The sequence below is a fragment of the Mariniplasma anaerobium genome (assembly GCF_016865445.1).
Taxonomy (GTDB): domain Bacteria; phylum Bacillota_I; class Bacilli_A; order Acholeplasmatales; family Acholeplasmataceae; genus Mariniplasma; species Mariniplasma anaerobium.
On sequence record NZ_AP024412.1, the window covers coordinates 1,356,419 to 1,382,981 of the forward strand.

At 29.2% G+C, this 26,563-nt stretch carries 26 protein-coding genes and 3 tRNA genes; 4 read left to right on the plus strand and 25 right to left on the minus strand.

Features of this window, described 5'->3' with window-relative positions; all coding sequences use genetic code 11:
- Positions 1-95 precede the first annotated feature (95 nt).
- The 4 genes from MPAN_RS06470 to MPAN_RS06485 all read right to left on the minus strand — a co-directional run bounded on the left by MPAN_RS06470 (position 96) and on the right by MPAN_RS06485 (position 5,018).
- A complete protein-coding gene (locus MPAN_RS06470) occupies positions 96-1,874 on the minus strand; it encodes an ABC transporter ATP-binding protein (protein WP_231756755.1) in 1,779 nt (592 codons plus the stop codon).
- Positions 1,874-3,610 (minus strand): ABC transporter ATP-binding protein, encoded by a 1,737-nt coding sequence (locus tag MPAN_RS06475; protein WP_176238798.1) that lies wholly within the window; start codon positions 3,608-3,610, stop codon positions 1,874-1,876. The genes MPAN_RS06470 and MPAN_RS06475 overlap by 1 nt, the downstream gene beginning before the upstream one ends.
- A gap of 81 nt (positions 3,611-3,691) precedes the next feature.
- Entirely contained in the window at positions 3,692-4,075 is a 384-nt protein-coding gene (locus MPAN_RS06480) for a hypothetical protein (RefSeq protein ID WP_176238797.1), read from the minus strand.
- A complete protein-coding gene (locus MPAN_RS06485; protein WP_176238796.1) occupies positions 4,056-5,018 on the minus strand; it encodes an endonuclease I family protein in 963 nt (320 codons plus the stop codon). Before MPAN_RS06485 ends, MPAN_RS06480 begins: the two co-directional genes overlap by 20 nt.
- 76 nt (positions 5,019-5,094) lie before the next feature.
- Between MPAN_RS06485 and MPAN_RS06490 the strand changes: the two genes are divergently transcribed.
- Positions 5,095-5,168 (plus strand) — tRNA-Thr (locus MPAN_RS06490).
- 6 nt (positions 5,169-5,174) lie between these two features.
- Here MPAN_RS06490 and MPAN_RS06495 read toward each other — a convergent pair.
- Positions 5,175-6,395, minus strand: coding sequence for a site-2 protease family protein (locus MPAN_RS06495; protein WP_176238795.1), 1,221 nt, complete (start codon positions 6,393-6,395; stop codon positions 5,175-5,177).
- A gap of 85 nt (positions 6,396-6,480) precedes the next feature.
- On the opposite strand from MPAN_RS06495, the gene MPAN_RS06500 reads away from it, so the two are divergent.
- Positions 6,481-6,555: transfer RNA gene (locus tag MPAN_RS06500), tRNA-Gly, on the plus strand.
- A gap of 37 nt (positions 6,556-6,592) precedes the next feature.
- On the opposite strand, the gene MPAN_RS06505 is transcribed toward MPAN_RS06500, so the two are convergent.
- The 8 genes from MPAN_RS06505 to MPAN_RS06540 all read right to left on the minus strand — a co-directional run bounded on the left by MPAN_RS06505 (position 6,593) and on the right by MPAN_RS06540 (position 14,010).
- A complete protein-coding gene (locus tag MPAN_RS06505; protein WP_176238794.1) occupies positions 6,593-7,285 on the minus strand; it encodes a hypothetical protein in 693 nt (230 codons plus the stop codon).
- 92 nt (positions 7,286-7,377) lie between these two features.
- Entirely contained in the window at positions 7,378-8,076 is a 699-nt protein-coding gene (locus MPAN_RS06510; protein ID WP_176238793.1) for a hypothetical protein, read from the minus strand.
- Positions 8,077-8,144: 68 nt separating this feature from the next.
- On the minus strand, positions 8,145-9,113 hold the full coding sequence (locus MPAN_RS06515; RefSeq protein ID WP_176238792.1) for an aromatic acid exporter family protein: 969 nt from the start codon (positions 9,111-9,113) through the stop codon (positions 8,145-8,147).
- A gap of 4 nt (positions 9,114-9,117) precedes the next feature.
- Positions 9,118-9,648, minus strand: coding sequence for a DUF402 domain-containing protein (locus MPAN_RS06520; RefSeq protein ID WP_176238791.1), 531 nt, complete (start codon positions 9,646-9,648; stop codon positions 9,118-9,120).
- Between the two features lie 86 nt (positions 9,649-9,734).
- Positions 9,735-10,754, minus strand: coding sequence for a DUF2804 domain-containing protein (locus tag MPAN_RS06525; RefSeq protein ID WP_176238790.1), 1,020 nt, complete (start codon positions 10,752-10,754; stop codon positions 9,735-9,737).
- Between the two features lie 204 nt (positions 10,755-10,958).
- Positions 10,959-11,846 (minus strand): beta/alpha barrel domain-containing protein, encoded by an 888-nt coding sequence (locus MPAN_RS06530; protein ID WP_176238789.1) that lies wholly within the window; start codon positions 11,844-11,846, stop codon positions 10,959-10,961.
- 155 nt (positions 11,847-12,001) lie between these two features.
- Positions 12,002-13,036 (minus strand): L-threonylcarbamoyladenylate synthase, encoded by a 1,035-nt coding sequence (locus MPAN_RS06535; RefSeq protein WP_176238788.1) that lies wholly within the window; start codon positions 13,034-13,036, stop codon positions 12,002-12,004.
- Between the two features lie 29 nt (positions 13,037-13,065).
- Positions 13,066-14,010, minus strand: coding sequence for a 4Fe-4S dicluster domain-containing protein (locus tag MPAN_RS06540; protein ID WP_176238787.1), 945 nt, complete (start codon positions 14,008-14,010; stop codon positions 13,066-13,068).
- A 218-nt stretch (positions 14,011-14,228) separates the two neighbouring features.
- Between MPAN_RS06540 and MPAN_RS06545 the strand changes: the two genes are divergently transcribed.
- Complete coding sequence (locus MPAN_RS06545) at positions 14,229-15,176, plus strand: leucine-rich repeat protein (RefSeq protein ID WP_176238976.1); 948 nt, start codon at positions 14,229-14,231, stop codon at positions 15,174-15,176.
- Between the two features lie 813 nt (positions 15,177-15,989).
- On the opposite strand, the gene MPAN_RS06550 is transcribed toward MPAN_RS06545, so the two are convergent.
- From MPAN_RS06550 to MPAN_RS06590, 9 genes are all read right to left on the minus strand, one after another.
- On the minus strand, positions 15,990-16,529 hold the full coding sequence (locus MPAN_RS06550) for a hypothetical protein (RefSeq protein WP_176238786.1): 540 nt from the start codon (positions 16,527-16,529) through the stop codon (positions 15,990-15,992).
- Between the two features lie 515 nt (positions 16,530-17,044).
- Complete coding sequence (locus tag MPAN_RS06555) at positions 17,045-17,341, minus strand: AbrB/MazE/SpoVT family DNA-binding domain-containing protein (protein ID WP_106700692.1); 297 nt, start codon at positions 17,339-17,341, stop codon at positions 17,045-17,047.
- Positions 17,342-17,863: 522 nt separating this feature from the next.
- On the minus strand, positions 17,864-18,625 hold the full coding sequence (locus tag MPAN_RS06560; RefSeq protein ID WP_176238785.1) for a DUF2310 family Zn-ribbon-containing protein: 762 nt from the start codon (positions 18,623-18,625) through the stop codon (positions 17,864-17,866).
- Positions 18,626-18,698: 73 nt separating this feature from the next.
- A complete protein-coding gene (locus MPAN_RS06565; RefSeq protein WP_176238784.1) occupies positions 18,699-19,157 on the minus strand; it encodes a hypothetical protein in 459 nt (152 codons plus the stop codon).
- An 85-nt stretch (positions 19,158-19,242) separates the two neighbouring features.
- Positions 19,243-19,665, minus strand: coding sequence for a hypothetical protein (locus tag MPAN_RS06570; RefSeq protein ID WP_176238783.1), 423 nt, complete (start codon positions 19,663-19,665; stop codon positions 19,243-19,245).
- A 92-nt stretch (positions 19,666-19,757) separates the two neighbouring features.
- Positions 19,758-20,276, minus strand: coding sequence for a hypothetical protein (locus MPAN_RS06575; protein WP_176238782.1), 519 nt, complete (start codon positions 20,274-20,276; stop codon positions 19,758-19,760).
- A 54-nt stretch (positions 20,277-20,330) separates the two neighbouring features.
- Positions 20,331-21,191 carry a hypothetical protein gene (locus MPAN_RS06580; protein WP_176238781.1) on the minus strand — a complete coding sequence of 287 codons (861 nt, stop codon included), beginning with the start codon at positions 21,189-21,191 and terminating at the stop codon, positions 20,331-20,333.
- A 352-nt stretch (positions 21,192-21,543) separates the two neighbouring features.
- Positions 21,544-21,629, minus strand: a tRNA-Leu gene (locus MPAN_RS06585).
- A gap of 26 nt (positions 21,630-21,655) precedes the next feature.
- On the minus strand, positions 21,656-23,308 hold the full coding sequence (locus tag MPAN_RS06590; RefSeq protein ID WP_176238780.1) for a DAK2 domain-containing protein: 1,653 nt from the start codon (positions 23,306-23,308) through the stop codon (positions 21,656-21,658).
- Positions 23,309-23,574: 266 nt separating this feature from the next.
- Here MPAN_RS06590 and rpmB point away from each other — a divergent pair, with 266 nt between their 5' ends.
- Entirely contained in the window at positions 23,575-23,763 is a 189-nt protein-coding gene (gene rpmB / locus MPAN_RS06595; protein ID WP_176238779.1) for a 50S ribosomal protein L28, read from the plus strand.
- A gap of 50 nt (positions 23,764-23,813) precedes the next feature.
- On the opposite strand, the gene MPAN_RS06600 is transcribed toward rpmB, so the two are convergent.
- From MPAN_RS06600 to rpe, 3 genes are read right to left on the minus strand one after another with little or no spacing between them, the layout of a single operon-like run.
- Positions 23,814-25,283: a CotH kinase family protein gene (locus MPAN_RS06600; RefSeq protein ID WP_176238778.1), complete on the minus strand. Its 1,470-nt coding sequence runs from the start codon at positions 25,281-25,283 to the stop codon at positions 23,814-23,816.
- A gap of 41 nt (positions 25,284-25,324) precedes the next feature.
- Entirely contained in the window at positions 25,325-25,933 is a 609-nt protein-coding gene (locus MPAN_RS06605) for a thiamine diphosphokinase (RefSeq protein WP_176238777.1), read from the minus strand.
- Positions 25,930-26,559, minus strand: a complete 630-nt coding sequence (gene rpe, locus MPAN_RS06610; protein ID WP_176238776.1) for a ribulose-phosphate 3-epimerase — start codon at positions 26,557-26,559, stop codon at positions 25,930-25,932. Before rpe ends, MPAN_RS06605 begins: the two co-directional genes overlap by 4 nt.
- Positions 26,560-26,563 lie beyond the last annotated feature (4 nt).

Genomic DNA, 26,563 nt, shown 5'->3' on the forward strand with positions numbered 1-26,563 from the left:
ATCACCAATAATAGTTTGAATATCAAATATTTATCAGTATAGCACATTTATTTATACTTCACAAATCAAAAGACTGCTTATATTTATCTTTTTATTTAGGCAAATTGACTTTGATACAATTCATTATAGAATCCTTTAGCATCTAATAAAGCTTGATGTGTGCCTTGTTCAACTATGTTGCCATCTTTAACCACTAAAATTAAATCAGCATTTTTAATCGTTGATAGACGATGGGCGATAACAAACGTAGTTTTATTTTTCATAAGAGCTAACATCGCTTTTTGAATTTGAACTTCTGTATGTGTATCCACATTAGAAGTTGCTTCATCTAAAATAAGCATTTTTGTTTTTGATAACATAGCTCTAGCAATAACTAATAATTGTTTTTGTCCTTTTGAAATATTTAAACCCTCATCAGTAAGGATCGTATCATATCCGTCAGGTAGATGTTTGATAAATGCATGAATATGGGCTTTCTTAGCAGCTTCTTCAACTTCCAGACGGCTAATCTTATCGTTTCCATAAGCAATATTATCAAAAACAGTTCCATGGAAAATCCATGTGTCTTGCAAGACCATAGAAAATGTTCTTCTTAAACTTGCTCTTGTAATCATTTTAGTATCTATGCCATCTAATAAAATTTGCCCTTGTTCGATTTCATAAAATCTCATCAAAAGATTTACTAGCGTAGTCTTCCCTGCACCTGTAGGTCCAACAATTGCAATTACTTTACCTTGATCAGTTTTTAATGAAACATCTTTTAAAACCAATTCATTTTCTAAATATCCGAAAGAAACGTCTCTTAGTTCAATTATGCCTTTGACATCTTTTACTTCAACAGCATCAACATCATCTACAATTTCTTCTTCTTCATCTAAAACTCTAAAGACTCTTTCAGCTGCAGCAAGTGCACTTTGGATATCAGCAATAATATTACTCATCTGATTAATTGGACCGGAGAATCTTCTTGAATAAAGGGTAAAACTTGTAAGATTACCCAAAGATAGAGATCCTAGGAAATAAAGAATACCACCAAATACACCAACTAAAGCTACAGATAAATTTGAAACAAAACCTATAGATGGTCCTACTGAAGATGCATAATATCCAGCTTGATAAGCTGCATCTGTAGTTTTTTGATTTATACTTTCAAATCTTTTTAATACGTTTTCTTCTTGAACATATGATTGAATGGTTCTTTGCCCTGTAATCATTTCTTCAGCAAACCCATTTAATTCTCCAAGTGCTTGATTTCTAATTCTAAATTTCTTTTTCACTATCTTTGATAAAACTCTAGTAATAATAATTGATATAGGTAGAGTAATAACAAATACTAAGACTAATATCGGTGACATAATTAACATCATGATAAAAGAAAGTATGACGGTAATTGAACTTGTAAGTATATTGACTACGTCAGTTGCTAGTGATGTATTGATTGTATCAATATCATAGCTCATCTTAGAGATTACATCTCCAATTTGATTTTTATCAAAATAGGATATTTTAACTCTATTTAATTTTTCAAATAAGTCACTTCTCATTTTATAAACAACAGATTGAGATATTTTTACCATCACGATTGCTAACAAGTAATTTAAAAGAGCTGCAACACCATAAAATATAATCATAAGTCCTGCAAATAAGAAGACCTTCTCAAAATCTACACCATCAGTCATTGCATCAACAGTTCTACCTGTTAAAAATGGACCAATTAAAGATAATACATTCGCAACTATAGTTAAAAAGATTGCAACAAACAATTTAGTTTTATAAAAATATAAGTAATCCCAAAGTCGTCTTAAGACATATTTTTTATGTTTTGCTTTGTCAGAGCCATCATTTCTACCACGACTTACTTTTCCTGCATACATCATAGGGCATCACCGCCTTGCTGATACTCTGCTATTTCTTGATATAAAGCTGAGGTTTTCATAAGTTGCTCATGTGTCCCTTGATCAATTATTTTTCCTTCATCAATTAATAAGATTAAATCTGAATCTTTAATACTACTTATTCTTTGTGCGATGATAATCATCGTTGTATCTTTTAATTCCTGTTTTAAAGAATTTCTCATGTTTAAGTCTGTTTGATAGTCAAGCGCAGATGATGCATCATCTAAAACCATAATATCAGGTCTACCTGCAACAGCTCTTGCAACTAAAACTCTTTGCTTTTGACCACCAGATAAATTCATGCCTTTTTGAGCCATAAGAGTTTCATACTGATCTTCTTTATCATAAATAAAATCAGCTTGAGCTATTTGGGTTGCAACTTCAATATCTTTATTTGTAATATGTTCTCTATTAAATTGGATATTTCCAAAAATACTGTCTGCAAATATTAGATCATTTTGGAAAACAACACCAATTCTTTTTCTATGTTCATTTTGTTTTAAATCTCTAATATCAGTACCATATATTTTAATTGATCCTTGACTTGGATCATAAAATCTCATTAAAAGATTAATAATCGTTGTTTTCCCAGAGCCCGTTGCTCCTATAATACCTAAGGTTTGTCCTTTGTTTAATTTAAATGAAATATTTTCTAAATTACTTTCTTTAAGATTATATGAAAAATGGATGTTATCAAATTGGATATGAGGTTTTTGTATATCTTCCTTATATGCTTTATACCCATCTTTAATATCATTTGGCATATTAATCACTTCAAAAATACGTTCACCTGAAGCACTTGCTCTAGAAGAAAGCACAAATACTCTAGTAATACTCATCATCGCATTTAAAATGATTGTGAAATAGGTTACAAATGCGATAATTTGACCTTTTTCAGTAACTCCAAGACCAACTCTATATGCACCAAATACTAAAACGATAACTAATCCTAAGTTCATAACTGCTCTCATCATTGGATTAATTTTGGACATCGTAATAGTTGCTTTTAATTCAGCGTCTACAGTATCTTTATTTGCGCCATCAAATCTATTTATTTCATGCGCATTCATAGATAGGGCTCTTACAACTCTAGCTCCTACAATATATTCTCTTAGGGTTCTAATTAAAACATCTACTTTTTTTTGCGTCTTTTTATAAAGCGGTACACCTTTTTTAGATGTGAAATATACAATAAATAAAATAAGAGGTAACATCGCAATCATAACTAATGTTAAAATCGGATCTAACAATAAAGACATTAAAATACCACCAAATAATAAAACAGGAGCTCTAACACCTAGTCTTTGCATAACTGCAGTTGCTCTATAAACATTATAGGTATCTGTTGTCATTCTTGATATAAGTGATGGTCTAGTTAACTGATCGACTTGATGAGCTGATAAATTTTCTATTTTTTCAAATAAATCATGTCTCAATTTTTGAGCAGCTAATGCTGCAATAAGTTCAGCTCTTCTATTTGCAGCTACATTAAAATAAAGACCTAAAAAAGCAATAACAACCATAGTTAGACCTGCTAGATATAGCGGTAAAAGTGATGGATTTGTCTGTAATTTCAAATCTGGAATGATAACATCAATCATATAAGCTATAATCCAAGGCAAAAAAAGGTCAGCCAATGCAGCGATTGACTTCATTGTTAAACTTACCGATAATTGTCGTTTGTATGGCATTAATAATTTTAGTATTATTTTCATGAAAAAACCAGACCTTCCATCATTATAATATATCACATTTTAAGGTATATTTATATAACCAATCAAAAAAAAGAAACACATTTACTGTGTTTCTACTTTTAAATATCCTTTAATATCTAAATTAAAATCTTTAACTTCTGCTATAGTATCTTGCTTAATATCAATGATTTTACATCCGCGTTCTACAATATCTTGTTTAAATGCTATATGACCTTTTACTTGGTTCATATCCAAAATAATAAAGACTCCAGTGTCCGTTCCAATACCATCAAAAAAGCCATCTCCACCTTCAGTTCTCATCGCATAAAACTTAATAGAATCAATGGTAAGTTCATGAAATTTATTCATATCTTTATAAAATAATTCCCATAGCTTTTCTATAAAGTCGTTTCCTTCTTTATTTTTTATAATTAAGTAAGCAGGATCTCCTACATAATATCTACCTTTAGATAATGTATGTGTCATTTTCATTCTCCTTTATCATTTGAATAATAGGTGCATATTGAAAACTAACGGGTTCATCTGGATTCAATAAGTCACCTATGGTTTTATTCTCCCATATTAAATGAACAAATTCAGGTTTATCTATAAATGGATTTCTATTGCCTTGAGCCTCATATATCGCTTGATTTCTTTGTTGTTCAAATGCATCTACTGGATCTTGTTTATGCCATTTTAGTAAAAGATTTAGTTGTCCCATTCTAGCACCAGCAGGTGTGTAATGATCACTTTCATCTAATAGAGCATCTAAATCATCAGTTAATATCAATTGATCATACATAACTGCCATGTATAAAATGATTCTAGCAACATCACCCTTATGGTCATCTCCTGGATAAAAGCCACCATCATCTGTGGTTGTATACTCACCACTACCAGCTGAATAAAAGCGATCGGATCGACTACTATTAACGCCAGGTGTACATGCTCTTAAATTATGTAGATCAGATGCAATCGTTCTATTACTCTCATTAACACGATCAAGTCCCAATCTTGAATTCGGCCAAACATGCTCTCTATTCCAACTAACACCCTCATCCCAAATCGTTGGAACTAATGTTGAATCATAAACATTATAAATTTTAGAACTATCAGTTAAAGATAGATCAGAGATAGCTAAAAAATCTTTTGCTTCAGCATAACTTGCTCTCTCTAAATCTTGATTAATAATATCATGTAGTTCATTTTTTAAATTATTTCCTATTAAATCGTTTGTTCCATCATAATAATCTTGATTTGAAACATACGTATAATAATAATAACCATCAGAATTTTGATCGACGCTATAGTTAGCATTTTCGGCAGTATCAATTAAACCATAAGCATAATATCCTATTGCTATGATGATGACTAGGATTATGTATAGAAAACTTTTTTGCTTCTTTGCCACAGATCTTCTTTTTGCCATATATATTCTCCTTGTTCTATATTTAAAATTGACTTTTAATAAACATTCATTTATAATTTTATTACGTGCATCTATAGCCCCCATAGTTTAGTGGTAAAACGCAGCAATGGTAATGCTGAAATACAAGTTCGATTCTCGTTGGGGGCACCATTATTATTATTTAACAAGCGATATATCGCTTTTTTTTATTTCCTCTTCATCATTTACACTTAAATCAACTAATGATTCATAAAGTTTGAATTCTAATGGCTTATGTAGAGTTTCCATATCTTCATATATATCCATAATAGGTGCAAATATCCATGATTGTTCTGCAGGATAATTCTTTTTATCATCTAAAAATTCTTGATCATATTGGATATGTATGACATGTTTTGTCTTTTTATTAAAATAAACTTTAATCCGTTCGTTAATCTTTGTTCCTTGTCTCTTCTCAATTTGTTCTAATAATTGATAAGCTTTTTCAACATTTCCTAAAAAATAATGATATAAACATATATCGTATAATGCAATTAATCCATGTTCTACTCTTGCAAAGGAGGCTAGAGGTACTTTGTTAAGTTTTAAATCAATATCTAAATCTGGTTTCATTTGTTCATAAATGATACCTTCTAAGTACGTCATTAATAGAGTCATATAAAATGCATCTCTTTTTATATCATTTTCTTTTATCAAGATTTTTGATTTTTCCCACATAAAAGTAGAGTATTTGCGCTCTTTTAATCCGAATGAAAGATATTGGTTTAATTGTACAAATCTGAAAATAGGATCTGTTTTTATTTTCTCATAAGCAACAAAGTCACCATAAAACATTTGATTTGATAATTTAAATGTATAAATATAAAGTGTGCTTAATAAAATAACATATAAAGTGAATAATGTCATAAATCCTATCCATTGTGAATTTGTACTCAATATATAAGTTAAAATAAATGTTAGTATTGTAATTACTAAAAATGAGATTGTAACAATAGGTGCTGCAATTAAAGCTTTAGAAAATTTAACTGAAATATCTTGATAAGTCTCTTCATCTTCAATTGGATCCATATCAGGAACAACCAACCCTCCAAATAAGACCCATAATTTAGGTTTAATTGTAAATCTCCATCCCTTTTTAGTCTTATAAAAAACAAAAATGGTTAAGTATATTGCGCGTAGTTTAATCTTTTGAAAATAAAACGCAAAGAAATGGCCAAGCTCATGAAGTGTTAACGTCAGATAAAATGCAAATATCAAATATACAAACCATGACCACCAAGAAATAGTTTTTAAACCTAAAGTGAATTTAAGCCAAAGTCCTGAATAAACTAAAAGCACAAAAATAACACCTATAAAAAAAGAAAATATTAAAAAATATATACCTTTATGTTTCTTCATCTTGTTCACCTTTTTCAGTATTAAAAATATGTAATAATGCTTGACAGTCTATAAAATATTTGCTATTATAATAGAGCACGAAGACGTGGGCGTCGTATAATGGTTATTACACGTGCTTGCCAAGCATGAAATGGGGGTCCGATTCCCCTCGCCCGCTCCAATATAAGTGCTAAACTATGCAAATCGCATAGTTTTTTTTATGCAATTTCTTGGTTCAAAGCTTTTACCAAATAGATAGATATCCAAATCATTAATATAAATCCAAACCATCCATATACCCAATAAGATAGTAAATTAAATCCTATACGATCAAATACGAGATCAATTAAGAAAAATGGAATATGGATCACATAGCTAAGCATCATTAAATAAAGACCTACTTTAGAATTTAAAGCTATAAACACAAGCATTAAAAATAAAGCAACAAATGCATATTCATATCCATATCTGAAATATAAATAAAGACTAAGCAAAATAACTAATAAATCCATATGGATATTTATATTTTGCTTTTCCTCATTTAATACATATGACAAAATCATGAGCAGTAAATATATACTAAACACTGTTCCAATAACATCAAGTAAAGTTATATCTTGCAAAAAGTTTAATGTATTCAATCGAAATGATAAAACAAATGATACAAAGTTATATATATATCTACCAAATAAGGCAACTAGTAAGACTATATAGCCTCCTAAAAGCTTTTTTTCACTAAATAGATAGATAACTGCTAATCCAATTAAAAGTCTTGGTAGTACAGCTATAACGATATTAAATCCATATTCATCCGTGATGATTCCAATCATAGAAAACATGAAAAGGATAATCATGACAATCCATTGAATTTGAATAGGTATTTTGTTTTTTAATGATTTTAAAAAAAACATAAGGCCACCTACTTTTTAAACTTAACTATATTTTAACATGATAAGGAATTAAAAAAAACCTAATTCATAAAGAATTAGGCTTTAAATTTTTTTTATTTCTTATTGAGTTCTCCAATGATTCCTTTTACCGCTCCATAAATTAAATAGAAAGCAAATAATGAGAATAAATAATAACTTATTGGAATACTTAATACATTTTGATTTAGTATTCTAAACAAGAAATCAAATGGTACGTCTGCTACTCCAGCTAATAAGAATAGAATGGTTGCTAATGGAAGCCCAAACAATAGAGATATTGCTGGTAATAACAATTTAGCAATTGATAAATAGATGCCACCTCTTAAATAAAAGAATACACCTACCATGATACCTGTAAATAATAAATCTTTTCTAGTTACTTTAGCTTTAGGTTTGTTTGTGAAAAATAAAGATACAACCATTAAAAGCAAATATAGAAAAGCGATAATTTGAATGAATGATTCTCCATCTAATGGAATTGCAAATCCAAATGGTTTAAATCTTAACGATAACAAACTATTTACAAAATTAGTTCCTACTGTTAAGAAGAATCCTACAAACAATGCAAAATGAGCTGCAAACTCTTTTTTCTTAAGTTGTAAATATACAATTCCTGTAAGAATAATCGCAAGTGGCACTATGGCTTCAAGAGTTGGTAAAATCGTTCCGTAATTTCCAAAAATAGAGAATACAACATAGCCTACTATAATAACAAATATAATAAGTCTAGCCAATTCATTTATTTTCGAAGTTAATCCTTTAATAAAATTCATATATACTATTTCCTTTCAAGTCATTTATGTTAATTATACTAAAAATATATAAAAAATAAAGTTTAATGCTATTTAAAAAAATTGGGATGATCTTCGTAAAATTGTAAGTTTACATTTAATAAGGATTCAAGCTCTAATAAGACTTGATATAAAACAGCTCTACTCTCAAATTCTTCTCTTGTTTTAGGTAGTTCTGATAATCTATATTTTTCAAGTAAATCATTTATGATATCAATATATTTTATGCTGTTATTATACAAACCGACATCAAAACTCAAATCTTTAATAAAATCTGATATTTCGATAGCATTTTGATGAACACATATCATTTTTGATGCTTGATCATACATATGCTTCATAAACGTTGCTTGTGTTTTTCTCATATATGCATATGAAAGATAGCTTTGATTGTTTTGGAATAAAAGATCTTTATCAATTAATTCGACATAGTGAATAACCTTTTTTAATTCTTTTTCTAAATTCGCATAATGATTATTGTATGTCTCAGCATATAATGGATCTTTGATTAAAAAAGATAACATTAATAAATGATCTCTAATGAACTGATCGATCATATGCGTATATTTAATAAGTTCTGATTCTCCTTGAGAAGGATAAAGTGTATTAAATATCGTTGCGGTTCCTATAGAGATAAGTACTAATAATGATTCTTCTATAATAAATGAAAATGAAAACTCACCAAAAATTAATAAATGTGTAACAATAACTAATGCAGGAACTATGCCTTCTGCAATATTTAACTTCCATGATGAAAAACTAAAGATGAAAACGACTACAATAAATACCCAAAATTCATATCCAAATATAACAAATAATAAAATGGATAAAAACATACCGAAAAACACATCAACGATACGTCTAAATGCGATGATGAGTGAATCTCTTTTTGTTAATTGAATTGATAATAATGCTAAAACGCCACCAGTTAACCAATATTCAAGGCCGATCCATCTAGAAATAAGTCCTGCAATAACAGTTACTAAGGTCATTTTTACAGCTGTATGAAATATTCTCATTTAATTACCTTTTGTTCATATTCTTGTATTGTTCATAATACAAGTGAATATCTGATAAATCAAAAGGTTTTTCTTTTGCTTTTATACGTTCAACTAATAAATCAATTTGATCTTGAATAATCCCTTGAATATCATCTGGATAACACATCTTATCTGAATGCATATCATATTCTTTTTCATCTAGTATAATATATGATCCATCAGGAAAGACCTTAACATCTAAATCATAATCGATATATTTAATTGCTTCCCCATCATATAGATAAGGACTTGATAAATTACAATAAAAATATACACCATCTTTTTTTAACATACCAATAATATTGAACCATAAATCATTATAGAAATAACAAATAGCTGGTTCTTTAGTATGCCAGCTTCTTCCATCGTGTTCAATAACTCTTGTTCGATGATGTCCAGTAACTAAAACATGTTGATTTTCTTCTAAGATTACAGTTTTTTTCCATATCCTATGTAACCTTTTATTATGCTTGTAACTATGTATAGGTACATGCATGCCTGTTGATAATTTCATAAAACCACCTCAAATGTTGTTTTTATTATATCATTTATTTGATTTTTTAATGAGTAAAATGAAACCTAGAAATGAGATACGTGATTTTACCATTTATTTTCAACACGCTCTGCGAACCCAATCATATCTTTTATTTCTATCTTTTTATTTTCAATTTCAAAATATCCTGAAAAATATCCAAATACTTGATGTTGATCAGATTTTAATATTATCGCATTTGTATATGAATTTCTATCTAATATAGGTTTAAAATCAAGATGAATTTTTTTATCTTTTGATGAGAATTTCCATGGTTTTAAGTAATCATAAGTATCATTGGTTTTAGGTATATCAAAAATTACATCATCAAGCTTATAGGTCTTATCATCAAAAAACAGCATATTTTCACTAGCTTTCGAAGTATCTCCAAAACCATAACCCAAATTAAATCCAATTTTATGACTATCCATAGTTCCTGATAGACTAGCCCAATACCAAGTGTTATGATATGTCCATGATCCTCTACCCCAATCAAGAACCCCATAACAATCATTAAAATCAAATACTTCCCTACCTAAAGAAATACTTCCGGTTGATCTTAACACATTTATTTTTTGATTATAATAAAATTTAGTTGGTTTTTCAAAAGGTGTTGCAATAACCATAGAGTCTGATATCATCTCATCAAGATACATATCTATGATTAATGGTTCTTTGTTTTTAAAGTTAGGAATGTATGCTTCAATATGGCGATGATCATTTTCATGTTTAATTGATATGCTCCATTTTGCTTTCTTTACAATTACATCTCCTGTTTTACTTGATGCAGGCATATGAAGTCTTCTAAATGGTAACCATCTCATTTTTGACTTAGATATTTCTGATTTAGTATTGAAGTCTAATAGGGTTGCACTTAATAACCACATATAGCCGTTATCAGCAACTGTTAAAGCTACTCCATAATCTTTATTACCAACATAATAATAATCCCATTCTTTAAGTCTTAACCCTTTATTCTTAACAAGGTGTCTATCATATGTTTTAATTAAAGATGTATGATAACCTGATTCTATTAATCTACCTTTATCATCTAAAAGGTGTCCTTTACTAAGTTTATGTTGTTCCATAATATACCTCCAATATATTTATATCTTTATTATATCAAATGATGGCCAAACAATAAAAAAATCCAAAGCATTTCACTTTGGATTTAATAGTAACTTTATATTTTTAAGCTTTGTGTCTTAAATCATTATACTATTAAAACCATAAAAACGTCTCAAAAGAGACGTTTTTTTATTTATTAAATAAATAGATTTAAAATCGATTAGTTATATATTTAATACGTTTATAATATCCGACATATCCTTTAATATGTCCCAAACAAATTCTTGTATGAGTTCTTTTTCTTTATCATTATACTTTTTAACATACGGTGGATATGTATTCTTTCCTTGAACTGCGATATGTAATTCATTATCCTTAATGCCCAGTCGAAGTGAAACATTTAAATGGTTTTTTTCAAGTGTTTTAATGACTTCTACTATTTCTTTAGATAACTCTTGTTTAGAATCACTTGAAAGTTTTCCGCCCATGAAGTCAGTTTTTTTATTAAAATAAGTCGGTATACTGTTATCTGATAGCATTGGACTTTTAGAAACAGCTTTTGCAAGATATTCAAGTGCACCATGGAGTTTTTCATAATAAAAATTATTTGGATATGAAATTGGAACTATGATATAAGTCCCATTAAAAACTGGTGTTATTCTTCCTTCTCGTCTATTAATAAATATTCTTGTGGCATAAGCTACAAGTTTTGATTTTTCATCAAAAAATGTAACCATATTTTCATAATTACAATAATCAGGAAATAATTTGAATACTGATGATTCTAAGGAATCTGTTTTGATTTGAAAATCACTTAACTGATTATTATTATAAGCATTAACAGATACTGGGTAAATAACTTTAATAGAATTTTTTATCTTTTCTTCTGTAATTCTTTGTTTTGAAAGCATAAAAATAAAAAATGAAATCATGCTTATAATAAGTGCAAAGAAAAACAATAGAACAGATATTGTTATAAATTGATCACTATTAATAATTAATAAGACAATGCCAATAGAAATCATGACTCCTACTACATAAAGCATTTTCTTTGTCTTTCCTTTTTTTATTTTATCGTTTAATTCTTTGATTTTATAAAAATCTGCATTCATATATATACCTCTTTTATATTTTTTTAGTGTTATTATAGTGATTTAATATTTATTTTTCAACTAATATTAAATAAGCAAATGATAACCAATATATTTGCTCATAAACTCCTCCTTATTTTTTAAGGAAGTATAAAAACTAATCACTTACCTATATATTATACTTTAATGATGTTATAATTTGCAGCTTTTAGCACTCTATTCATAATTGCTTGCCCCATGCCTTTACTGCTAACTACAGGAATATATATCTTTTTCATATCAAGTTTATCCATAAGTCTTAATAAAGAAAATAAGTTTTGTCCGATTGTTTCAGGACTATTTTTAGATCCTAATTTAAATATATTTTTTAAATCTATTAATTCACAATACTCATCTGGACACAATACAGCTATTTTTTCGTCATTTTGTGATTTAATTTGTTGATTAATATAATCAACAACCTGCTTCATTGAACCGTCTATAAGTGTGACAACACCTTTTGGAGCATAATGTCTATACTTCATACCTGGAGCTTTTGGAGTATCTTCTGTAAAGATTTCAGAATGGTCAATAATATTTATGGATAAAATATCTTCAATCATTTTTTTAGTGATTTTACCTGGTCTTAGGATTGTAGGGACAACAGAGGTTAAATCCAGTACTGTTGATTCAATTCCTATATCAGTATTCCCGCCATCAATTAAAATAGATACTCTTTCATAAAAATCTTCTTTGACATGTTCAAATGAAGTTGATGATGGTCTACCACTTATATTTGCAGATGGCGCACAAATTGGAAATCCACTTATCTCTATGACTTTTCTAGCAATCAGATGTGATGGTATTCTTATAGCAATAGTTAAAAGACCTCCTGTAACATCTTTAGAGATAATTCCATTATTTTCAAATATTAAAGTTAATGGACCTGGCCAAAAAGCGTTCATAAGAGGTTTTGCATATACGGATACATTTTTTGTATATTTGTATACATCAGCTTGATTATTTACATGTACTATTAATGGATTATCCGATGGTCTTCCTTTAGCTAGAAAAATTGATTTTACAGCTTTTGAAGATAAAGCGTTTGCTCCAATTCCATATACAGTTTCAGTCGGAAAAACAACAAGCTCATCATTAGATAAGCTGTTTTTTATATTCTTTTTTACTTTTTCTTGTTCAATATCTTTTGCTTTTATTATCAATGTTTTCATAAGAAAAATTCCTTTTATTAAATATTAATTTAAATGCTTTTACTTTTAAAAAAGCCTTTTTTTATCCTATCATAGCCATGTATACTAAAGGGGCAAACTTTAATGCATATGCTACATCCTTGGGTTGTTCCATAAGGTAGAGCACATTTTTTATAATCAATTCTTTTATCTAAATTGTCTTTTGACGCATTCTCGAAAATCGCTTGACTAGGACATGTTCTGACACATTGTTGGCACTTTATACAAAAATCGTTTATCCATGAATAGTCTTCTTTACTATTCACATCAAGTTCACTGACAGATGCATCTGTAAATATTGCTGCTAGTCTTTGACGAGGTCCAACAACTTTAGAAATCAAAATTCCTATATTTCCTATTTCTCCTAAATTTGCTGCTTTAGCTAATGTGACGAAATTAACATCACCACCATCAGGAGGACTTGCCTGTACTCTATATCCTAATGAACGCATATAGTTTGCGACTTTATTTACAATCTTGCCTAATTTGTAATAAGATTTTTCTACTTCATGACCGGCATCTTTATGTGGAGCTTTTTCAATTGCAACTTTATCCATTTCTAAAGAAAATACAATTGCCTGATCATATAAAACTGCATGGTTACTAAATATCATTTCTTTTTCAACTTTTGCCACACCAAAATGCATAACCCCAAGTAATTGAGCATAGTTTTTAATGAGTTCAAAATCTTTGAGTGTAACGATTTTTTTGCCTACTTGTTTATTTTTTTTTAAATCTTTATAAGATTTCTTTACCTGAAACATTGATCTAGCCATATATGGATAAGTCCTATAAGCAAAAGTGGACTTGCCTCCACCATATTCTAAAATAACACTTGTAACTACAAGTCCTTCTTTTGATTTATCGTTAGGATAAATCAAATCATATGAATCTTTGTAATTTAGTGAATTTAGCTTAGGCATTTGTTTATGAACTTGATTAAATATAATACTCATGGCCTACCCCTTTAAGTGATTAAAACTTCTAATTTAGATAAAAATCATAAACTATTTCTATAATCTAGTTTATCATGATACCTAAAAAAAGAACAGTCACAAAATACGATTAGAAAACAGATATCTAATCATTTAAGCTAACATATTTTTAATTGTATATGCTATAATTATATTAAATTCGAAGTTTAAACACATATTAAAAAAGGATGTGCGATTAAATGTATGACTTAAAACAAAAACATAAAACTGGAGTTACATTAGTTGAATTATTAGCAGTCCTTGTTATCATTGGCATACTAACTACCATATCAGTTGTCTTAATTGGAGGAATTATTGATAATGCAAATCAAAAAGCCGATCTTGCAAATTTATCTAATCTAAATGAAGCAACAAGAAACCTTAGTATAAGTCAATTATATTCACAAGATGATGTATTTGAGGGCTATGATACTGATGAAGATAGATTAACTCATTTATATGAAGAAGATTTTATTTCAGCAATACCAGTCCTTAAAAATGATGAAAACTCATTTGAATTTAAGGTTGATGTTCAACAATGGGTCATCATTTCAGGCAATGAAACCATCTATACACCAACTGCTGAAGTTTATTTCACTACTGATTCAACACTTTCTTATCGTATTACAAGTTATGATATCAGTGGAGGATTAAATGTAGTAATTCCACAAACGATATCAGATGTAGTGATAACTGAAATAGGTTCTACTGCTTTTCCTGCACTTGGTATCACTTCAGTTGTTATACAAGAAGGTGTTACTAGAATATCTGGAAATGCATTTAAAGACAATCAATTATCAACGATTACGATTCCTGACAGTGTTGAAAGAATATGGCACAATGCTTTTAATAACAATCAGTTAACCTCTGTTACCTTTGGTTCGGGTTTAACTAGAATTGAAGGCGGAGCTTTTGGTACAAATCAATTAACTTCTGTTACACTGCCCTCAAGTGTTGTTTATGTAGGCGATGGAGCTTTTGGTTATGGTGATAACTACATAACTAGTATTACAATAGGTAGTGATGTTACAATTGGTAATGCGCATTCATTTGGATGGTACGGAAGTTCTTTTTTAACACTATACAATATTGACAAACTAGCAGGAATATATATTTATGCTTCGGGTGTATGGACACTTCAATCATAAATATAAAGAAACAATAAATATACGTTTAATGAAAGTTTTAATTCTGAACAAAAAAATAAGCATTTAATTGCTTATCCTTTTTTTACTTTATTACCGACAATTTTCTTGCCTCTTTGTTTAGCCATGTTAAGCTGATTTCTCTTCATGTGTTTACCATGTCGATCTTTGTTCATGACTTGCATATAAGATTCTCCTTTGGGATATTAAACATACCCAATTAAGATTATACAATATTCTATAAAATAGTAAATAGGTTTTTGCTTAAATGATACTTTTTTTGTTTTGTTGGTTTATTTATGTCAAATTATTGGATAAAAATAGTATCTATTTTTAGTATGTTTTTATTTCAAAGAAAAACCGAAAAATCTATAAACACCTATACATAGACGTAAAATTCTTCAACCGCGTATACTATTGATGAGTCGAGAGTCCCTAGAACTTAGAAGCATCCACCAAATCTATTTAATTACTTTTAACCATAACATTTCTGATTCAATCAAAAATTATGAAATTAGTTTGATGAATTTGGAATATAGGGCAAAATCTCTCTTTCTGTATGAAAAAAAAGCCTGATACCAGGGCGAATTACTAATTCGCTTATGTATCAAACCTATGCTTTCAATATGTGTTGGGTAACCTATTTTGATACAATTACGCACCCCTAAATTATGGCTTCATTAAAGGATTTTATCTTCACTTCAGTTTTGAGATATAATCTTTGTATCAAAATGGATATTCATGTATCAATTTATTATTGGTGGTTTGAACTAGCATCTCAATATTATTAGGACAAAAAGTTGCTTTGAAATACTCTTAAAAAATAACACTGCAACTTGAAACTAGCTCTACTACTATTTTATAGATGATATTTTCATCATCAAAATATAATATGATACGAACGTCTTCATTTTCAAAAACATTCCCTATATTATCTGACTTATCAAACCCTATAGTGTTCATAAATAATATAATCTCTTCCTCGTCATATATATCCCCAACAGAATAGTCATATACATTTATTGATGGATCAGATGTATAAATTCTTGTGATCACATACTCATCCGTACAATCTGGATATCCACTTACATCATAATATGTAACAGGATTATCACTCATAAATACATTAATGTCATCTTCATACACATCAATACTGGAATCGACTAATGTATACATGCCAAATCCTCCAAATACTGAAAACTCAGATTTAATTTCATCTGTTACAATAGTTTTAAGTTCATATGTAAAATTACTATGATTTTTTAAATCTTCAAGGACATTATCGGTTTTAATTTGTGAACAACTCGATAGAATCATTACCGATAGAATACAAAATAGTATTGATACTTTTTTCATTTTGACACCTCCACTATATGTTTTTTATAATTTTTCTTTATAGATGTTTTATATCTTAGATTGATATATGTCAACAAGAGGGAGATGTCTTACATCAAAATGAGAATATAATACAAATTGGCACCCCTACTAATAAATTAGCACCTGCCGCATTATTCCCATGTGTAAAGATGGTTCTTCTTAAAAATGATTCTGTGAAAACGACTGCTCAAATTAACTTACATAGTTCTTAATTATATATGAAAACAAAAACTATAGTTTGTTTAAAATGTCATGGTGACCAATGTCTATCATCAATATCAAATTCTCATTTTGATATGTCCAAATTGCTCTGATTGACATATTGATGCTAGACTCAAATAGAATCTCACTACCTTTGATCTTTTTTGTTCTAAGACTTGGGTGTCTGTGATTCTCTATAAATAAAGATAACTTATTGTAGAATAATCTCTTTTCTTGATTTTGCAACTTTGAAAAAGATTTCTTAAACCTGGTCGAAAATAATATTTCATATGTCATTTTTTTGATTCTTTGTCTTTCTCATCATCTTCATCTGAATCTTCTAAGTAGTTTATAGCTTCTTCTACAGATTTAAAAGGTCCAACATTGTACTTTGAAGGGTCTTCATTTATTCTCATCACAGTTTCTTCTAATTTTTGGATGTATGATTTTGAATATATTGCGACTGGCTCAATCACAATGACTCCTTTTTTTATAGAAATCTCAAGTTGGTCTTTTTCTTGAAGATTTAACTCATTAATGATTTCTTTGGGTATCGTTATTTGAGATTTTTTCCTTAGTTCTATAATCATCGAATCCACCTCTTTCCTATTTTCCTATTTTCTTACTTTCTAACTATATTTTACCACTTTGTGTATATTTATGCAATATTAATTGTACTTAATTCTGTAATCGTTAAATTGTTAGGTAATCGTGTAAATTGTTGAGTAATCGTTAAAAGGTTGAATGCAGAAATCAAATATGCTCAGTAAAAGTTCTAAATCGAACCTCTACAGAACACATAGAACTAGGAATATAGGGGAAAAGTGCCCTTTATGCATGAAAAAAAGGCTTAATACGATTGTATCAAACCTATGCTTCTTATATGTGTTGGGTGACCTATTTTGATACAATTACGCACCCCTAGTAGAATTTACGCACCCCTAGTGATTTTTACGCACCCCTGCTAAAATCTACGCACCCCTAGAAAATGTTATGAAACCTATAACAATTGCCCACTTTTAAAAGAATATATCTCTAAAATCCCTCTTATTCTAAAGTTTTTTTTTGTAAAAATGCCTGCATAACATAGTAAAATTTATTATGAAATTCAATTATTTTTTTGAAAAATCAAACATATGTTGATCTATATATCCTAACCTACAAGAATGACATACTTTATCAACGCATTCAGTTGATTCCAAAACGTTTAGTTCTCCTCCACATTTAGGACAATTTACAATATTTTCAGCTGTCTTATTAATTTCAAACTCACCTACAGGCAGCAAGAAATATACAGGTTTCCCAACCTTACTTTCCAATTCATGGCATATTTCTAACCCTCTTTTAGTCAATTGTGAATCATAATAGGTTAGTTGTCTCTTAGTAAATCTGTCAGACAAAGAGCTCATCCAAACATCTACTACACTATTGTACATTCTCTGATAACTTAAAATAGAAAAATGCTCATCTTCACTAAATATATATGGTAACTTGATTAAAGGTATCTCTTTACCACAATCCCCACATAATACGGGGCTTGAATCATCTCCATAGTAAGTTCCTAAAACATAAAAACTATGTTCCTGACATTGACATGAATCCGATGCAAACCCATCATCAGATATAATCTCATATGTGAATTCAACTTTTTCTAGAATATTTCGAATGTAAACATTGAAGTATTTTGCTTCAATAGAATCATCATCTGTGGTTGTCACTGTCGCAATATAAAAACAATTGTGTTTTTCAACTATGTAGTTGATTAAGATTTGACCATTCTTATAGAGCATAGACAATAGGTCTTCAACTAAATCTATTGGATTGTCACATGTTTGGTCTTTAATTGTAATCTTCATTCTTCCAATCTTATACATTTTAACACCCTTCCTAAAACTTTATTTGTGGTGATGAGGAGATGTGCAATACTTAGGGCAGAATATATAAACGCTAATATTTTACATCAAATAATAGACACTCATAAAATCCAATTACGGAATCTTGATATTTATGCGAAAGCTTGAAATCATCAAATGTCCATCGATGATTGTAGAATGGCTTATTAATTATTGAAATCAATTTTGAAAAGAATTTCGGTGATCCAAACTTTTCCTCAACATAATTATGTAGGATATTCATGTTATTTGTATCTATATAAATAGCCTTTGAATTTTTATCTCTCTCTTGTTTTGTTTGTGATACTATAATTTCCATTTTATAACCAAAATCATTGAAGGTAATTCTACTAAAGACATCTATATCTATAGGATAAAGTTTCGCTTCAAAGATATAAAAATGAGAATCGTTTCTTTCACACTTTAATATATTAACTAAATCTTCTTCAGTGAGTTTCCAATTTATATTTATTTTAGGATCAATAAACTCAATCCCTGTAACATTGGTTTTCATCATTGTACTTACAACCTCCACAGATTGAGTAAAAATATCTATTTTGAATAAAGATGCGCAAATCATTAACGCTAGTTTGCATTAATCACTTTAAATAATTTTCTAATTCAAATTCACCTATGACTTTTATAAAATCATTCATATAGCTCTGATCTACTACTTCTTCAAATTCGATTTTAAAATTTCGGAAATCCTGATCAACTAATTTACCTTTAATCGTGAACTTTCCATTTTTACTTATAAATTCAACATATTGTTCATACCCATAAGGCTCTTTAATGATTGCATTTCCTGTTTTTAAAGACTTAAACAAATTAACGATATCAATTAAAAAATTAACGAAGTCTTTATGATATAGATCCAAATATGACTTTGCAGCATATTTATCGGATTTTATAGATACTCGGATTGTTCCGGAAATTGGTGCATCCATATTAATATCTTTCTCATAAAAACCAATATCGTAAAACATGATACTAAAGTCATCTCGATTAAGTATAAAATTCATATAATCGCCTCCTATTGCTAAAAACTCCATACTTTGTATAATTCACCTCTTAATACCAATTGTTTTAAAAAGATCAATATATCCTTTAATTTTTATCTGCCTTTAATATGCATATAGCTTGCCGCAGCCCACTCATCATCAAATTCTTTAATATGTGCTTTAGCATCTTGAAATAATTCACTAAGTTTTTGATCTTTAATTTTAAGAGCATTGATGATCGAACCAATTCTATACCAACAAATAAGTTCTTTAATGTATTCATCTTTATCTCTGTAATATTTGTAGAATTTAGTAAGACTACAATCCTCAATACCCAAGTCATATGCTATTTGCCATACAGCCTTCTTGCTTCTTGTATGTAAAAATATATCTTCTAGCAAATGAGTGTAGTTTTCTTTGAAGTATGAAATGACCAAGGATATTTTGCCATTAGCAATTCTCATTCTTTCTTCTTTGAGTGCTTTTGCCTTATCAGCCTTTTCTTTGCATTCAGGACATAAAATTGTCTCATCATGAGATGTTTGTCCCCAATCATTTGATCCATCAACTACTTTAATCAATCCTTTACCACATTGACATGGCTTTGTATGCTCATTGTAATCCCAACTCATTATATTACCCCCAAAATGAAGTCTACTTTACTTTATATTTATACGTCAATATATCTAAGAAAATTTGGATTTAGAAATTTGTGATATTGCAGCTTTTAAAACTTGAAAACAAATCTTAACAGTTTCTTCACTTGGATTAAATCCCGTACTCATTTGTTGATAAGGATGTATATAGTTACGGAAATATCTTAAAGAGCTTGCAAATTTTTGCACATCTTCCATTATACCTCCAATTTCATACGTCACATTAATAAAATCATTAAGTGTCCAATCATATAATTTTTTTACAGATCCATCTGTGTTTTTCGGTGATGAAGTAGCCATATTGTATTCTTTAGGATATTTATTTGCAATTGCTAAAAGCAATCCTTCAAGTATACTTCCCATCATTATGACAGAGGACAATGGTGTTTCATTGGCAATCAAAACTTTCAATTCTACAATACGATTTTCTAATATGGTTGAAATTGCTCCTTCAATTTTAATCTTTGATAAATCAACCTCACCATAATCTACACTTAGAAATTCTTTTTCTGTGGAAGTCACTTTATCTTCTTTCTCGTAAATTGATACAGTTTTTAAGAAAGTGATTTCTCGTTCTTTTCTTTTTATAATCCATCCATCATAAGAAATATATTGATTAAAATCTTCAATTAACTCGTCCAATAATTGATAATTTCCGATGAATAAATTTGGTGCAAAAACATTTTTTATACACTTATCAAGTTCTGGTTTACCATTAATAATTTTCAATCTCGAATCAGTATACACCCATCTAGAAGGAAACCCTTCACCATATTCGTCCTTAAAGCCAAGTAAATTAAAAAAGCTAACCAAAACTGGCCCAGATCTATATTGACTTTTTTCGTTGATTATTATTCTCAGTTCTTTTAATGTCGTCTCATTTAGTAACATAATAATTAAACCCTTCCAAAATATTAACTTTCTTATGAAAAATATTAATCCCCTTAATTTTACTAAGTGTTCTTTCTAGTATTATAGCACTTGATTGTTCATTATTCTATATCGTATACGTATATTTGTTAATCAAATCAGGAAATCAATTGTGTAATCGTGTAAATTGTTAGGTAATCGTGTATATAGTTAAGTAATCGTTAAAAGGTTAAACTATTAAACCAAAAAAGCCCTACAAAAGTATTGAATTGTCCCTCTACAGGACACATGAAATTTGGAATATAGGGCAAAATCTCCCTTTCTGCATGAAAAAAAGGCCTGATACATTTGTATCAAACCTATGCTTCTTATATGGTGCGAAAGATGAGATTTGAACTCACACGGCCCTAAAGCCACATGCCCCTCAAGCATGCGTGTCTACCATTCCACCACATCCGCTTTAAAAAAAGGGTTTCCCCTTTTTTTTATTCTACTGCAATTATAAATGAATAAATTTCTTGTTTACCATTAATTAAATCAACTTCAATATCAGGATTTAATTTTTTAGCATATTCTACAACAGCTAAAACTTCATCTTCTTTTGCATCAACACCATGGAAAATAGTAATGATTTCTCTATCTTCATTGATCATGTCATCAAGCAGCTTTTGAGCTGTTTCAACTCTAGATGGTGTAGATACTAAGATTTTACCTTTTGTAATGCCTATAAACTCACCATTTTTAATCTTAACACCATTAATTTCAGTATCTCTAACCGCATAAGTGATTTCAGCTGAACGCATTGTATCTACGATAGCTGTCATTTCTTCAATGTTATCATCCAACTCTTGAGTTGGATCAAATGCCATTAATGATGAATATCCTTGTGCAATACTCTTAGTCTTTAAAACTCTGATTGAACGATCTTGACATAAATCAAGAGTTTGTTCTGCAGATAAGATAATATTCTTATTATTAGGTAAGATGATAATATGTTCAGCATTTAATTCTTCAACAGCTTTAACAAAAGCTTCAGTTGAAGGATTCATAGTTTGACCACCATCAATAATAGTTTGTACACCTAATTCTTTAAATGCTTCATGGATGCCTTCGCCTGATGCGACTGCAATAATTCCAAATTTAGCTTTTGCTTTTTCTACTTTATTTGGATTTGTTTGATCCATATTCATAATTGTTGAATGTTGTAATCTCATATTCTCAATTTTCATGGTTTGTAAATCACCATATTTTTGAGCTAAAGTTAATGCAACACCTGGTTGATTTGTATGAACATGAATTTTAAGAAGATCATCATCTGTAACAACTACTAATGAATCGCCCATTTGTGATAATGGATTTTTCATAAAATCTTCACTAAATTTTTCTGGATTGTGTAATTTAACAATAAATTCTGTACAATAGCCATATTTAATATCGACATTGCCTAACATTTCAGCACCATGGAAATGTTCCATAGTTGGTGCTTCTAAAGAAGCTTCAGATTCACTTAACATTTGACCATTAAGTGCCATCATCCATCCTTCAATGATTTTAATAAATCCTGCTCCACCACTATCTACTACACCAGCTTCTTTTAATACTGGTAATAAATCTGGGGTTTTAATTAATGTTTCGTTTGCTTGTTCTAAATACATCTTTAATACTTCTTCAACACTATTTAAATTGGGTTGTTCACGGAGAACTTTTTCAGCTGATTCACGAACAACTGTTAAGATGGTTCCTTCAACAGGATCCATGACTGCACGATAAGCCATTTGATATCCACCAACAAGTGCTTGAATAAATTCTTGAACTGTTGCTGATCCATTATCAATTTTTGCGATTTCAGAATACACTCCACGGAAAAATTGGGAAAGTATAACTCCAGAGTTACCTCTAGCTCCCATAAGTAATCCACGTGATAAAATTTTAGATATATCTACTATTGATTGACTGTCTAAATTATGTACTTCTTTAACGCCGGCCATCATTGTCATTTGCATATTAGTTCCAGTATCGCCATCTGGCACTGGAAACACATTTAAATGATCAATTTCTTTGTGATTGTTTTTTAAGTTTACTGCTCCGTTAGTTACCATTTTTTTAAATAGAGATCCACTGACTGTTTTATTTGCCATTTTGATCCTCCTCATATTTTGGAAAAATGCTTTATATATATTTTTCAATTAATTTCAAATTCACTACGTACTTCAAATAAATACTTTAACAGTATAGCACCATCGAAACTAAAATGCAACGCTATCTAACCTGTTAAATTCATTTATATTATATCATAAATTCATATTATGGTATTAAAAACACAAAAATCACATTTTTATGTACTTACGTGTTGCAATTTCTCTCAATATATGTTAAATTTAATTGTGCAGTTAGGAGTGAGAATATGGCTACATGTTATGTAACAGGTAAAAAGACAGTTTTTGGAAACAAACGCAGTCATGCTTTAAATGCTACTCGCCGTACTTGGAAGAGTAATCTACAAACAGTTCGTATTAAAGACGAAAATGGCAAAATCATTAAAGTTAAAGTGTCTGCTAGAGCTTTAAAAAAGAATAATTTAGAGCGCGTTTAAAAAAATAAAAAGGCTATTTAGCCTTTTATTTTTTTTATTTGACCACTTATTTAATCTAAATAATATCCATATGTATGCATTTCATCTTCTAGCCAAGATTCTCTTTGAATTAAGTAGTTTTTTAAATAAATAATTTGTTTTAAATAGGTATTTGCTTCTAGCATTTCTTGTGGATTTGGCCATACATATTCATCTAGTATTGTCCAAGTTGCAAAATTATCAATTGCATACGGATATAGTAAATTAGAAACATAATCAAGTTCAAATAATAAATCATCAAAATATAGGTCCATAACTTCTTTAAATCTTGCCGTATATTGTGTCTCAAAAGATTTCTTTTGAATAAGTTTTCTAAACCATGGATTATAGTCTACCCAGTAACCTTCTGGTCCATAATCATAATAGTCACCATTACCACTAGAGATATCAAAATCCCACGATGGTCCCATTTTTAATTTTTGATCTACATCTTTGTATGTATAGACACTCGAATACCCAATATCTACTTGCTTAAACAGCTCAGCTAAGATAAAATAGTCAATAAAATTATCAACATCAATATAATCTTCATAGGTGTCATTTTCTATAGAAATTAAGAATTCATTCAAATAAGTCTTCATATAATCAATTTTATCATCTACTATATCAGATGTGTAATCTTCCATATCTGGTGATTTTATGACGAAATTCCTTCCATCTACTTTAAACCAATCTATGTCCATAACACCCTCTTGATTTACTCTATCGTCTGCTTCTAATTCGATAAGAAACCCACCATCACTACGTTCTGATTCATCTATTGAAAGTCTATTAGAATCGACTTCAACTTGTTCTGTTAGCAAGTATAAGCCTTGATAAACTTCATTAACATGTAAATTCACATATCTAGTTTCTAAAAAACGATCAACATTAAGAAACTGAGTAAAATATTGAGCAAGATAATTTCTCATTAAAGATTTATCATTGTATTCAGCTAATAAAACATATTCTTTTGCTGCTGCCATGCCTAATAAGCTTTGTCTTTCATCAAATTTTATTTTATATGGTTTTTTTGGATACTCCCAAGTTGAATTTCCTCTACCTCTAATACGAAGGCCAAGTTCATCTTTAGAAAATGGTCCATCATCTTCTAATGAAAGATTTCCTCTGATATAATCATCTTTAGAAGTAATTTCTTGCTGATTTTCAGTAGAAATGTACAAATCATATATAATTTTTGATTTTTTGACTAATATTTGTTTAGATACTTTAATTTCATCATCATTTTCTAATACAACATCAATCGTAATTTCTATATCTTTATTACTGTACGGAAATTCTATTTTCTCTATTTTTTCATCATTATAATAATATGAAACAGGTGTATTTTCATAGGTTTGTGGTAAATCCATATCTGCTGTGATAGTGCTATCTAAATCTAAAATAAATTTTTCAAAATCACTATATGCACTGTTTTCATTACAAGCCATTAAAGTTGTTGCTAAAAATAAAAACAATAGCAATAAAATGCTTTTTTTCATTCAAAACACCTCCATACAAGAAAAATTTTTAGAATTTCTTTTTATCTATCCCTAGATGATAAAACAACTAAGACTTTACCTTCTTTTACACATATATGTCCTGAATCATTTATAATCTCATTACTAATGCCAAGTGGATCATATCGTTTGAGTTCATATGTCTCTAAAGGATACTTAAAGCCCTTTAAAGTTATCAAAGCATTATCATATGCAAATATAGATACATAGCCCTTAAAATCGACTATATAGTCCTGATTTTCAAGCATAAATATTTCGCTTTTATCATTTATGATTTTGAGCTTGGGAAATTTATTAAAAAGTAATATATGTGCCATAAAATGTTCAACTCTATTACCACCAATACCACCAACCATGATATATTCATCTGGATTTAGTTTTTGTGCTTCAATAAGCGCTTGATATGAATCAGTAACATCTTTAATTGGATCTAGTTTTAAGACATTTAAGGTGTTTAAAATCCCATGATGATTAAGCGAATCAAAATCACCAATTGCTAAATTGATGGGTATTCTTTGTTTATATAAACTTAATACTGCTTGATCAACAGCTATGATATAATCATCATCTTTCAAAGAGATGATTTTTTTTATATCTTTAGGTACGGGATGGACAACAATTAAAACTCTCATTTAAGTGAATTTATAGCGTCTTTTGGATCTTTATGATTAAACACATAACTGCCCGCAACTGCCATGTCTACTCCACTTTTTTTACATATATCAATAGTCTTATCAGAGATACCACCATCAACTTCTATTAAGAAGTCTAGTTTTTTCTCTTTTCTGATCTTAACAAGTTCAACAACTTTATCCATCATATCTTCCATGAAAGATTGTCCGCCAAACCCCGGCTCTACTGTCATAACTAATACAAGATCACAATCCTTTAGGTAAGGGATTATATCATACACTTTTGTTTTAGGTTTTAGAGACAAACCAACTTTTACGTTTGCTTGTTTAATCTTTTTGATAGATTCTTCTGTATGATTTGCTTCTATATGAATGGTTAAATATTCTGTGTTTGGAAAAACAAATTGATCAATCCAAAATAAAGGATCAGTTACCATAAGATGAATATCTAATGGTAGTTTAGAAACTTTAGAAATGGATCTTGATATATGTGGTCCAAAAGATATATTGGGGACAAAATGTCCATCCATCACATCTAAATGAATTTTATCTGCTGATTCGATTTTTATCAATTCTTCTTCTAATCTTGCAAAGTTTGCAGTTAATATAGATGGTGCAATTAACATATGT